The organism is Bacillus sp. ISL-77, assembly GCF_018613105.1.
Genome location: NZ_JAGGQY010000052.1, coordinates 1 through 11,375, shown reverse-complemented (window position 1 = coordinate 11,375; position 11,375 = coordinate 1). Strand labels below are relative to the sequence as shown.

The following is an 11,375-nucleotide window of genomic DNA, read 5'->3' as shown; positions in this document are numbered from 1 at the left end:
CTCATTTTCTTAGGTTAGTCTACCATGCGGGCTTTTTTTTATGGATTAGTTCCCCATTATAAAGCATACATATAGCTTGAAGGGGTGATTTTTTTGGCGAAGTTTCGCAGGCGGCTTCCGAGGAAGGGACCGTTGCCTTTCCGTTATGTCATGCTATTGACGTTTGTCTTTTTTCTATTTTCAACTGCCACCGGCTTATGGCTCGTGAATAAGGGGATTGAGCCGACATTAATGAGAATTGCTACTTCCGAAACCCGTAATATTGCTTCCCTTGTTATTAATAAGGCGATTACAAAACGGACAACAGACACAGGTGAAGAAAATGACGTCATTGTGATTTTACCAAGTGAAAATGGCAAGGCCTCCAACGTTAAACTCAATACAGTTTATATAAACCGAGTCTTAGCGGAAACAACCGCTCAAATTCAAAAAAACCTAAAAGCAGCCAAAAAAGGTGATCTTGCCTCGTTAGAGCAGTTAACGGATGTAGAAATCGAAACGCATAATTCGGAAAAGGAAGAGGGAATTATTTGGTATGTCCCTCTAGGGCAAGCAACAAATATCTCCTTATTAGGAAATTTTGGTCCGAAGATCCCCGTAAAGTTTCATGCCATTGGCGAAGTGGAACCAGATGTTAAAATTGAGACAAAAGATATGGGGATTAACAATACCTGGGTCGATGTTTCCATTCATATCGAAGTATCCGTCCAAATCATCACACCGTTTGCGACTAAAATAACAAAGCTTACCCAAAGTATTCCAGTCGACGGATCACTCATACAAGGAGATGTCCCGCAATTCTACAATAGTGGCGGCGGAGTAACTCCATCAATACAGCTTCCAGATAAACAGTCGGACTCCAAAAAATCGGGGAACTAAAAATAGGACTATCCACCATGGACAGTCCTATTTTTTCCTGGCATTCATCCGCTCCATTCGTTTCCATTTAGCTAAATGAGGGTAGGGATCAAAAGACCATTCGGTCACACCGTTGTCTTTGTACATCCCATAATGTAAATGGGGAGGGAATTTTCCTGAGGTTCCTGGAGGGCCGTACCCTGAGCTCCCTACACCACCAATAATCATACCAGGCTCAACAATTTGGCCGACCTTTAAGTCCTTAGCAAAACCGCTGAGATGGGCAAAGTAATGATAGGTATTATTGATATCACGAATGCCGATACGCCATCCTCCAAACTTGTTCCAGCCTTTCATTTCAATAATGCCATAGTTTGTTGCTCGAACCGGAACACCGTAGCCAGCAAAAATATCGGTGCCTTCATGAATCCTGCGTCCACCCCAGCCGCGGGCAGACCCCCAGGTACTCCGGTAACTGTGATTGCTTCGGATAGGTACTGGGAATACTTGTGTATCTAAATCAATCCGGCCAAAATGTCGATATATTTTTGCTTTTCCAGTAATGATACTAACGGTTTTATCGCGATGATAGTAATTCCATAAGCCGATTTTTATATTATCATGATCAATTCCGTATGAAAGTAGATAATTGGCAAACGAATAAAGGACGTCCTCATCATTTTTAAGACTCGCTTTTCCATCCCCATCCCCATCCACACCTTTTCCATCAAAAAACTGGATGATTGCTGGGTTTTTTTCCAAAGGATTTGGATTGGTTAAACCAGCCCATTCTTCTGGACGAAAATAGATGCCGATTACGCTATCTGGTTTAGGTAAGTCTCTGCGGACCTGGCGGATGCTTCTTTCATATTGATCAATAGCCGCTAAGTAATACCAAGGAATTTGGGTAACCGTTTCAACCTTCTTATAAAGCTTCATTCTTTCTTGATATGGATCAGTTTCGTTTGTTTTTGCTTGAGCCTCCCTGACCGTGAATGAAGTGGTAAAGAATAAAAGAAAGGTTCCGATGATTAGAACAGCCCGCACAAGAATCCTCCTTCCGAGTAATGTACAAGGTTAGTTTATGTTTTCTAAACCATTTCATTATGGTTAATAAATGGTAAACGAGATTTTAGCTGAATCAACATGGTTTACACTAAATAATTTAAACCGATTTGCTTGTCGATATTATTTCAGTATGTTAAAGTGACAACATATAGAAACATATATATATCGTTTCAAGGGGTGTGCTGAACGTGAGTAAGAAAGAAGAAATTCTAAGAAAACCGGAATGGTTAAAAATAAAACTAAATACTAACGAGTCCTATACGGGCTTGAAAAAAATGATGCGTGAAAAGAATCTGCACACGGTTTGTGAAGAAGCACGCTGCCCTAATATACATGAATGCTGGGCAGAAAGACGTACGGCTACCTTCATGATTCTTGGGGATACTTGTACTCGTGCCTGCCGCTTTTGTGCGGTTAAAACGGGTTTACCTACAGAGCTTGATTGGCAAGAACCAGAACGAGTTGCAGACTCTGTTCAATTGATGAACTTAAAACATGTGGTTGTAACCGCGGTAGCCCGTGATGATCTCATGGATGGGGGGGCAGCCATTTTTGCGGAAACGGTTCGAGCGATTCGCCGGAAAAATCCATTTACAAGTATTGAAGTTCTGCCTTCCGATATGGGAGGAAAAGAAGAAAATTTACGTGTATTAATGGATGCTAAACCTGATATCTTAAACCATAACATTGAGACGGTTAGACGGATGACACCTAGAGTTAGAGCCCGGGCTAAATATGACCGTTCCCTTGAGTTTCTTCGTCGGGCAAAAGAAATGCAGCCTAATATTCCAACAAAATCCAGCTTAATGGTTGGCTTAGGGGAAACGAAGGAAGAAATAATCGAAGTTATGGATGATTTAAGAGCAAATCATATCGATATTATGACGATTGGCCAATATTTACAGCCGACAAAAGGTCATTTGAAGGTTGAGAAATATTATAGCCCTGATGAATTTAAAGAATTACAACAAATTGCAATTAGTAAAGGCTTTAGCCATTGTGAAGCAGGCCCGCTTGTCCGCTCATCCTATCATGCAGATGAGCAAGTTAATGCTGCAGCAAAACACAAGCAAATCCTTGGTGAACAAGAAGCACAACAAGCTTAAAACCAAAGAGTTCAGTCAAAGTGACTGAACTCTTTAATTTATTTGTTATTCCTGCCCATAATATCATCGGGTGTGAGTCCATTTTCGTCCTCACTTGCGTTCATTCGCTGTCCTTGTGGGGATTTTTTCATTTGCTTAATTAGCCCATTAACCAAATTCCGGGCGTTCCTGCTTGTGGAGTCAAGGTTTGCGAGATTTTCTACATCCCTCATTAGTACTTTATTGTCAGTAACGAAGACATGGTAATATCTTGGAACGACAGACATCGCCGTTTTCTTCACTTGGTCAGCCGTCAAATTGCGATCTTTTGAATCTGTATCATACGCAATTAATACTTCTTGGTCTGTCACTAGTGTAGCGACATCATTTACATTGGGAATTTCTGTACTGTATTTACTGATGATATTCGCCACCTGTTCACGATTTAGGGCTGTAAAGTGGTCATTAGCCGTATTATCATTCATCAACGGACTCTTTTGATGGCGGACAAATCCATAATTGTTGCTCACGTTACGAACACCACGGCTTGCCCCTTCATTGTAAAGGTCATGCCTTTTATTATTTACATTTATGGTATTACCACTTTCTTCATACACATCACGGTTTCCCATATCCTTAGTGCACCCTGTTAAAGCTGTCATTGTACATAATCCCAAGATTATGACTAATTTTTTCAATTTCAACACCTCCTTTTATTAGAATAGCCATTTAGAGGATTTTTTTTCTTAGTAATTGATGGGGAATCGGTTATAATGGTTAATAGGAATTAGCTGGCAAAAGAGGTGAAATATCATGATTATTATGAACAACACTGTTTATGAAATGGTCCAAGAACATAGAAACGGCTTTAATGAGGAAGCCCTTAAAGCAAGATTTAGTGATATTTTAACAAGGTATGATTATGTTGTTGGCGATTGGGGTTATGGTCAACTTCGGTTAAAGGGCTTTTTCGACGACCAAAACCAAAAAGCCACGTTTGATACAAAAATTAGTACACTAAGTGAATACCTTTATGAATACTGCAATTTTGGCTGTGCATATTTTGTCTTGAAAAAAGTAAAGAAATAAAAGAAGGGTCAGCTAAACTGGCCCTTCTTTTACGTTGTTTCCATATAGGGTGGCTGTTCATCTTTCTCAGGGTCATCGTGTGTTGGATGTGCCCCGTCCATCTGCCGTGGAAGATCTTGATGCAGTGTTTTATTTTCGTAATTAAAGGCGCTGTATGGACGTTGTCCATCTGTCCAAGGTGTGCTTTTGTTTTGAACCGGTTCGTTTTTACGGATTGGAGAACCATAAGGACCTTCCGGATATTCTTCCGCCGTAAGAAAGTTCCTTTGTTTTTCGACGTTGGATAATTCCGTATATTTTTCTTCTTCATTTTTTGTCATGCTTAATCCCCCTTTTACTACTATTATTTTCAAAGGGAGTGTAATTCATGACTACACATTAAATTAATTCCATTAAAAAGGATCTTAATTCCTCTGCATCTTCATCATTCAACTGAAAAGCGTACTCTAAATAGCCTTCCTCTTGCAAATCGTCTAGACCAATGATTGCAAATCGGCTTCCTTGCATATCAAGAACCAGATGTTTTCCGAAATGGCGGTCACTTTGAACAATCGCTAAATCAAAGCGTTGATTTTCACCAACAAAGCTGACAAATCTTGTTTTTGTATCTTCTGTATCATCGTATAAGAAAAAGCGTTCTTTCATCTAACCGTCTCCTTAATAAAAAATACGTATTTTCGACATCTTCTATATAGTAACAAATAAAGTGAATCTAGGGGAGTAAAGAATTTTCCTAAATTTTCACAAGTTTTTAGGAATCGAAAAACACGAACGATGTCAAATTATGTTACAATTAATCTGAATTCTCAAAAGGCTATATCCAATACTTCAACCAGAGTTTGAATCAGGTTATATGTTAATTGAAAAAAAGAATTATTCCATCATGCATTCGGTAGAAATTGCCCGCAGTCAGGCGATTGCAATGGCAGAGAAAAGAGTCAAATCCGAATGGAATGAAATGGTCTATTCCAATTAATGGGGTATAGAATTGCCATGGGCGATACTGGTGCCGGGTATTCTAGTTTGAGTATTATTAGTGAAATCATGCCGGATATTATTAAAATAGATCGTTCCGTTATTCAAAATATTGATAAAAATTCGGTGAAAGAATCGATGTTGCAGGGCTTAATGCTAATCGCACGAGAAGCGGGATCCCTAGTGGTCGCAGAAGGCATCGAAAACGAAGAGGAAGCATCCGTTATTAAGAGAAATAATGTTGACTTAGCGCAAGGATTCTTTTATGCACGTCCAGCAGCGCTTGTAAAAATGTAGCATATAGAAAAATGGAGGTAGTGATACGATGTATTTTGTTGACAGAGAAAAAATTGAAGAAATCTTAAAATATTTAGAAACGCAAATAAAATTATTCTTAAGTCAAAAGGAGTGGTCCACCCCGCTTGAAAAGGCAGCGTTAGAGCGTTTAAACCATATGATGATTGAGTCGGTTTTGGATGTCGGAAATTCGATGATTGATGGGTTTATTATGCGGGACCCAGGCAGTTACGATGACATCATTGATATTTTAATGGATGAAAAGGTGATTTCGGCTGAAACGGGGAAAGGTTTAAAAATCCTGATTCAGTATCGAAAAAGACTTGTCCAATCTTATACGGATGTTGATCACCTGGAACTGCAAGAGGTCTTTTCAAAACATTTACATGAACTGGTTAATTTTGCAGCCAATGTCCGTGATTATCTTGCCAATGAATTAGGCCCGGTTTCGGCGTTTAAGAACTAATGATCAGGCCGTTTTTCGCGGTCTTTTTGTTTTATATGGTCATAATAGATTTTAGGAGTGATGAATCTTGAAAAAGTATCAAGGCTATTTAATTGATTTAGATGGAACGATGTATAAAGGGACAGAGCGAATTGAAGCAGCATCCGATTTTGTAAAAAAACTTCGCGATCAACAAATACCGTATTTATTTGTGACGAACAACTCATCAAGAACACCGGCACAGGTGGCTGAGAAGTTGACCCAGTTTGATATTCCCGCGGATGAGAAGCAGGTTTTTACAACCAGCCAAGCGACAGCTAATTATATCTATGAACGAAAAAATGATGCTTCTGTTTATGTGATTGGTGAAGAAGGCATTCAGACAGCCATAGAAGAGAAGGGAATAAACTTTGGCGGAGAAGATGCCGATTTTGTGGTAGTGGGAATTGATCGGGAGATTAGTTATGAAAAATTGGCGGTGGCTTGTTTGGCCGTTCGAAATGGAGCAACATTCATTTCCACAAATGGCGATATAGCCATACCTACAGAAAGAGGCTTGCTTCCAGGGAATGGTTCACTTACATCAGTTATTACGGTTTCCACACAAACAAAGCCAATTTTTATCGGCAAACCTGAAGCAATCATAATGGACCAGGCCTTAAAGGTACTAGGAACACCAAAAGAAAAGACGTTGATGGTTGGAGATTACTATGATACGGATATCTTAGCAGGTATGAATGCAGGTATGGATACTTTATTAGTTCATACGGGTGTAACGACAAAAGAACTGCTTTCCGGCTATAACCGAAAGCCAACCTATACCGTTGATTCCTTAGATCAATGGGAGATGTAAAAAAGGATGGGGCAACCCCATCCTTTTCTAACCTATCTTTTCTCTTTTTCCTCGCGTGCTGCCCGGTGTGCGAGTCTGCTTGATGCGGCCGCTGCAATCGCACCAACAATATCATCTAAAAAGGTATGGCACTCTCCCGTTGATTTATCATTTAAATGCGCTAAAATCCCTGGCTTTAACTTATCGATGTAACCGTAATTAGTAAAACCGATTGAACCGTATACATTTACAATGGAAAAGGCTAGAATTTCATCTACACCATAGAGGCTTTCATCTGTTCCAATGATGGATTGAAGAGGCTCTTCAAGCATTCCTTTTTCAGCAAGTATATCCAGCTGTATTCCAGTTAAAATTGCGTTCTGTACTTCACGTTTTGAAAGAACGCGTTCCACGTTCGCTAAACAATCTTCCATTTTCAAATTTTCGTGATACTTTTCCTGTAAAAAGAAAACTAAATCAGCGATGTCCTGTACTTCAACGCCTCTTTCTTTCAGCCATCTGCGTGCAGTTACTTCGGTTAGATTTACGTTTTTGTCGTCTGCCATTCCTCTGATCACCTTTTCCATAGATTTTCACTAAATATATACTTTATTATTCTAACTTATGCAAATTCACCTTAAAAAAGAGCATGGATAAACACTTATATTCTCCATCATTTTTCTTCGTTATTCAGGAACAAGTTTTTTAACCTAAATACATATACATGAGGTAAGAAAAGGGAAAGAAATGAGGTGGGACCTTAATGCTTCAGAAAATGCTGGAAAATCAATATGGCATTACGGTGGATGAATATGTAAAATTAGATACTTACGATGCGTTAAGAGGAAATGGCTGGCTCTACTTAATCTCCAAACCAACTGGCAAGGAAGAAGAGGATCTTGCCGAGCTTGAAAAAATATCGCAGCATTTAAGAAATTATGGCGATCAAAATGTCCTCGTCTTTTTGCAATCGAAAGAAGGTCATCTTATTACGACATGGGAACAAAATAAATATTGTGTCTTGGCCAATCGACAAACGGAAGCACAGCGAAAAATAAAATTGGGGAGGAAATTGGCTAGATTTCATGAACGTGGGAGAAGGGTTACCTTTCAAATAGAGAGGTCCAGCAGGATTGGCCAATGGAAGTCATTATGGGAAAAGCGGCTTGAGCAAATGGAAAAGGTTTGGAATGGGCTGCTTTTTCAAACACCTGAAGATGAGTTTCAACGAATGTTTATTGATTCCTTCCCCTATTATCTAGGGTTAACAGAGAATGCTATTCAATATTTAGTGGATACCGAAATCGATGATGAACCATTGGAAACAGATAGCGGCACTGTTTGTCATGAACGTTTTACCCAAAAAACATGGGGGCCACTCAATAATTATATGATAAAAAACCCATTCGATTGGGTCTTTGACCATCGCAGCCGTGACCTAGCTGAATGGACAAGAGAAAGATACCTTCACAATTTCCAAACCTATGATGTGGAATTAAAACGATTTTTTGAAGAGTACCAAAGTATTTCTCCATTGTCGCCTTTTACATGGCGATTATTATATTCGCGCTTAATTTTTCCACTTCATTACTTTGAATGCATCGAGAGTTATTATATAACCACATCGGAACAGGATAAAAAGGTATTGGAGGAGAAGTTAACTAGAATTTTACGGCAGTCTGGCGAATATGAGCGGTTTTTAGCTGGTTTTTATCAACTAACGGATGCGCCCATTAAGACTTTAAAACTTCCCCTATTAGAATGGCTTTATTAAAAAAATTAACATAAAAAAAGCGATTGCCTCAAAAGGCATCGCTTTTTTAAAATAAGGATTATTACTAGAAAACTTGCTCTACTTCAACAATACCAGGAACTTCTTCTAAAAGAGCTCTTTCAATACCAGCCTTAAGTGTGATTGTTGAACTTGGGCAGCTTCCACATGCACCTAACAGGCGAAGTTTTACAATGCCTTCTTCCACATCTACTAATTCACAATCTCCGCCATCGCGAAGAAGAAATGGACGTAATTTATCTAATACTTCTTGAACTTGCTCAAAAATTTCTTGTTCTGCCAAATGAATCGACTCCCTTCCTATAGTTTATATTATAATGTCATCGGCGTTAAAAATCCATTATCAGAAATTAGGAAAACACACATTTAAAGACATTTTCTTTGTTTGTATAGTATAAATAAGGTAGTCAATCTTAAAGGAAAAGGCAGGAATCATATGATGAATAGTCAAGAAGTAGAAATTGTTGTTTATGGAGCGGAACAATTATGCCCAAGTTGTGTAAATTTACCTTCTTCCAAAGAAACGTTTGAATGGCTGGAGGCAGCTATAGCTAGGAAATTTCCGGATCAACCTTTTAAAATGACGTACGTTGATATTTACCAGCCCACTGGGGAGAATGAACAACTCGATTTTGCCAAAAAAGTGGTCGAAGAGGATATGTTTTACCCGGTAGTTGTCATTAAAGAAAAAGTCGTTGGCGAAGGGAACCCGCGCTTAAAAACTATTTTTTCAGAACTAGAGAAATATGGGTATAAAGCAATTTAATGAGAAGAAGCATTCCAACGACATCGGAATGCTTCTTCTTGTTTATTCATCCATTATGATACTTGTACATCCATAAAATCCCAGTTTTCAACATACGGGCGACGCGTCCTGTAATAGCGCGGTCTGCCATCATCCCAAAACCATGCTTTTTCCCCAGGGAACCAAGGATACCCTTTAATTTAATTTGTGGGAAGGAAGCAGGCGGTTCTTCACCTTTCCAACGTCTCTTTAAGACTTCAACAATTTGTTCAGCCTGTCCCTCTGCTAATTGAGCACTTGGTGCATGGGGGAGACTTGCACAATCCCCGAGTATAAAAACATGTTCATCATTTGGTAAATGATGAATTGGGGTAAGGACTAGTCTGCCCATTCCGTCTTTTTCCCCGTCCATATCGCGGACAATTTTATTGGCTTGAATTCCTGCCGTCCAGACAATCACATCGCAATGAATAGGCTGATCGTGATTGTATAATACATTTTCTTCTACCTTGGTAATATTGGAACCGTTGATAATTTCAACATTGTTTTTCACAAACCAATTTTCAACATATTTGCTTAAACGTTCCGGGAAAGAGGAAAGAATATGTTTTCCCCGATCAAATAATTTGATGTTTAGATCTTCACGGCTTTCACTTAATTCACTTGCTAACTCTACACCGCTAAGTCCGGCTCCCACAATACCCACAACCGAGCCAGGTCCCAAATTGTTTAAGACGGAGTAAGTAAGGCGGGACTTTTCGATACTCTGTATACTGTAAGTGAATTGATCTGCACCGGGAACATCATGGTACTTGTCCTCACAGCCAAGACCGATAATTAAATCATCGTAGGCGACGGGTTCTGCATCTTTCATTACGATTCTTCTGTTCATTGTATCAACGGCGATTACTTCACCATATTTTACTTCTAATCGAGGGTGTTCCGGAAAAGCAACACGGACTTCTTTGTCTGAAATCGTGCCTGCGGCTAATGCGTAGTACTCCGTTTTTAAGCAATGGTAGGGTACACGGTCCACAAGAGTAATCGTTACGTCCTCTGGTAAATTGTTGGGAAGAAGTTCGTTTAAAATCTTCATCCCACCGTATCCACCACCTAAAATTACAAGGTTTTTCATTATTATTTCCCCTTTGAATATCCGGTTTTCATATTAAAAAATTGGCTGAATGCAATAAAAAAAAGTAGTGTAATTCTTTCGTTTCTTTACCAAATACGAGTATATCTAAAATGGGTCGAAATAACAACATTATTCATGATTTTCTTGACATCAGCAGGGTAAACATGGTAATTGACGAAGCAAATGAAATAGAGTAGGATATGTAGTTGTGGAGAGGTGAAGGCAATGATTCAACCCATCATTGAATTTTGTATTAGCAATCTTGCTAATGGTGCACAAAAGGCACTTGAAAAATTAGAAAAAGATCCTAACTTGGATATTATTGAATATGGATGTCTTGGATATTGCGGGAAATGTGCAACTACACTATATGCTCTTGTAAATGGCGAAGTGGTAACGGGAAAAACAGCCGATGAGTTGGTAGATAACATTTATCAATATCTAGAAGAAAATCCAATGTTTTAAGAAAAGCGGAAGCGCTAAGTTCAACAGTATGAATAAAATAAGGGAGCATTGCCGCTCCCTTATTTTTTATTATTCCATATATTAGTTAATAAGATTCAATTTAGTTGAGTAGTTTACAATCTGTGTATATAATTTAATAAAAGCCTCATTTAGGGAGGGAAATACAATGAGTAATGAAGTGGTTATTTTAACAGAAGCAGCGTCGCTCCATATTAAAGAAATGATGAAGCATAACGAAGAAGAAGGTGCACTGTTACGAGTCAGCGTAAAAGGCGGTGGCTGCAGCGGTTTGTCTTATGGTATGGGCTTTGAGCATACAGTTAATGAAGATGATCTAACGTTTGAACAATTCGGGATTCAAGTGCTGGTCGATAAAGAGAGTGCTGCAATTTTACAAGGGACGAAGATTGATTTTAAAGAATCAATGATGGGCGGCGGTTTTACGATTGAGAATCCGAATGCCATTGCATCATGCGGCTGTGGCTCTTCGTTTAGAACGGCTACAACAACAGGTACACCAGAAGAATGCTAAAATATTGAACACGGAAAAGCGTCCCGCTGAGGGACGCTTCAGATTGTAGACAAAAGG

18 protein-coding genes are annotated in these 11,375 nt (G+C 39.0%); 11 read left to right on the top strand and 7 right to left on the bottom strand.

Features of this window, described 5'->3' with window-relative positions; translation table 11 throughout:
• Nucleotides 1–93 precede the first annotated feature (93 nt).
• Nucleotides 94–879, top strand: coding sequence for a sporulation protein YunB (gene yunB / locus J7E77_RS21955; RefSeq protein WP_214716993.1), 786 nt, complete (start codon nt 94–96; stop codon nt 877–879).
• A gap of 27 nt (nt 880–906) precedes the next feature.
• On the opposite strand, the gene J7E77_RS21950 is transcribed toward yunB, so the two are convergent.
• On the bottom strand, nt 907–1,905 hold the full coding sequence (locus J7E77_RS21950) for a M23 family metallopeptidase (protein WP_374102996.1): 999 nt from the start codon (nt 1,903–1,905) through the stop codon (nt 907–909).
• A gap of 209 nt (nt 1,906–2,114) precedes the next feature.
• Between J7E77_RS21950 and lipA the strand changes: the two genes are divergently transcribed.
• The gene (gene lipA / locus J7E77_RS21945) at nt 2,115–3,032 is read left to right on the top strand and encodes a lipoyl synthase (RefSeq protein WP_214716992.1); all 918 of its coding nucleotides are present in this window, start codon (nt 2,115–2,117) and stop codon (nt 3,030–3,032) included.
• Nucleotides 3,033–3,070: 38 nt separating this feature from the next.
• Here lipA and J7E77_RS21940 read toward each other — a convergent pair whose 3' ends face one another.
• Complete coding sequence (locus J7E77_RS21940) at nt 3,071–3,709, bottom strand: YhcN/YlaJ family sporulation lipoprotein (protein WP_214716991.1); 639 nt, start codon at nt 3,707–3,709, stop codon at nt 3,071–3,073.
• Between the two features lie 115 nt (nt 3,710–3,824).
• On the opposite strand from J7E77_RS21940, the gene J7E77_RS21935 reads away from it, so the two are divergent.
• Nucleotides 3,825–4,100 (top strand): YutD family protein, encoded by a 276-nt coding sequence (locus J7E77_RS21935; RefSeq protein ID WP_066258581.1) that lies wholly within the window; start codon nt 3,825–3,827, stop codon nt 4,098–4,100.
• A 29-nt stretch (nt 4,101–4,129) separates the two neighbouring features.
• Here the strand turns inward: J7E77_RS21935 and J7E77_RS21930 are convergent, their stop codons facing one another.
• Together J7E77_RS21930 and J7E77_RS21925 are read right to left on the bottom strand one after the other, a co-directional pair.
• Complete coding sequence (locus J7E77_RS21930; protein ID WP_214716990.1) at nt 4,130–4,420, bottom strand: cytosolic protein; 291 nt, start codon at nt 4,418–4,420, stop codon at nt 4,130–4,132.
• Nucleotides 4,421–4,478: 58 nt separating this feature from the next.
• Complete coding sequence (locus tag J7E77_RS21925) at nt 4,479–4,745, bottom strand: DUF3055 domain-containing protein (RefSeq protein ID WP_088089483.1); 267 nt, start codon at nt 4,743–4,745, stop codon at nt 4,479–4,481.
• Nucleotides 4,746–4,953: 208 nt separating this feature from the next.
• On the opposite strand from J7E77_RS21925, the gene J7E77_RS31275 reads away from it, so the two are divergent.
• The 4 genes from J7E77_RS31275 to J7E77_RS21910 all read left to right on the top strand — a co-directional run bounded on the left by J7E77_RS31275 (nt 4,954) and on the right by J7E77_RS21910 (nt 6,670).
• The gene (locus J7E77_RS31275) at nt 4,954–5,076 is read left to right on the top strand and encodes a hypothetical protein (RefSeq protein WP_285290648.1); all 123 of its coding nucleotides are present in this window, start codon (nt 4,954–4,956) and stop codon (nt 5,074–5,076) included.
• Nucleotides 5,077–5,093: 17 nt separating this feature from the next.
• Nucleotides 5,094–5,372 carry an EAL domain-containing protein gene (locus J7E77_RS21920; protein ID WP_251027081.1) on the top strand — a complete coding sequence of 93 codons (279 nt, stop codon included), beginning with the start codon at nt 5,094–5,096 and terminating at the stop codon, nt 5,370–5,372.
• 28 nt (nt 5,373–5,400) lie between these two features.
• A complete protein-coding gene (locus J7E77_RS21915; RefSeq protein ID WP_214716988.1) occupies nt 5,401–5,838 on the top strand; it encodes a DUF86 domain-containing protein in 438 nt (145 codons plus the stop codon).
• A gap of 67 nt (nt 5,839–5,905) precedes the next feature.
• Complete coding sequence (locus tag J7E77_RS21910; protein WP_214716987.1) at nt 5,906–6,670, top strand: TIGR01457 family HAD-type hydrolase; 765 nt, start codon at nt 5,906–5,908, stop codon at nt 6,668–6,670.
• 32 nt (nt 6,671–6,702) lie between these two features.
• Here J7E77_RS21910 and J7E77_RS21905 read toward each other — a convergent pair whose 3' ends face one another.
• Nucleotides 6,703–7,215: a phosphatidylglycerophosphatase A family protein gene (locus J7E77_RS21905; RefSeq protein WP_214716986.1), complete on the bottom strand. Its 513-nt coding sequence runs from the start codon at nt 7,213–7,215 to the stop codon at nt 6,703–6,705.
• Between the two features lie 197 nt (nt 7,216–7,412).
• Between J7E77_RS21905 and yutH the strand changes: the two genes are divergently transcribed.
• Nucleotides 7,413–8,423 (top strand): spore coat putative kinase YutH, encoded by a 1,011-nt coding sequence (yutH, locus tag J7E77_RS21900; protein WP_214716985.1) that lies wholly within the window; start codon nt 7,413–7,415, stop codon nt 8,421–8,423.
• 64 nt (nt 8,424–8,487) lie between these two features.
• Here yutH and J7E77_RS21895 read toward each other — a convergent pair whose 3' ends face one another.
• Nucleotides 8,488–8,745, bottom strand: coding sequence for a NifU family protein (locus tag J7E77_RS21895; RefSeq protein ID WP_246869831.1), 258 nt, complete (start codon nt 8,743–8,745; stop codon nt 8,488–8,490).
• A 135-nt stretch (nt 8,746–8,880) separates the two neighbouring features.
• Between J7E77_RS21895 and J7E77_RS21890 the strand changes: the two genes are divergently transcribed.
• A complete protein-coding gene (locus J7E77_RS21890; protein ID WP_214716994.1) occupies nt 8,881–9,207 on the top strand; it encodes a YuzD family protein in 327 nt (108 codons plus the stop codon).
• 46 nt (nt 9,208–9,253) lie between these two features.
• On the opposite strand, the gene J7E77_RS21885 is transcribed toward J7E77_RS21890, so the two are convergent.
• Complete coding sequence (locus J7E77_RS21885) at nt 9,254–10,321, bottom strand: NAD(P)/FAD-dependent oxidoreductase (RefSeq protein WP_214716984.1); 1,068 nt, start codon at nt 10,319–10,321, stop codon at nt 9,254–9,256.
• A gap of 225 nt (nt 10,322–10,546) precedes the next feature.
• Here J7E77_RS21885 and J7E77_RS21880 point away from each other — a divergent pair, with 225 nt between their 5' ends.
• On the top strand, nt 10,547–10,786 hold the full coding sequence (locus J7E77_RS21880) for a YuzB family protein (RefSeq protein WP_088089474.1): 240 nt from the start codon (nt 10,547–10,549) through the stop codon (nt 10,784–10,786).
• A 166-nt stretch (nt 10,787–10,952) separates the two neighbouring features.
• Nucleotides 10,953–11,318, top strand: coding sequence for a HesB/IscA family protein (locus J7E77_RS21875; RefSeq protein WP_214716983.1), 366 nt, complete (start codon nt 10,953–10,955; stop codon nt 11,316–11,318).
• Nucleotides 11,319–11,375: the final 57 nt, after the last annotated feature.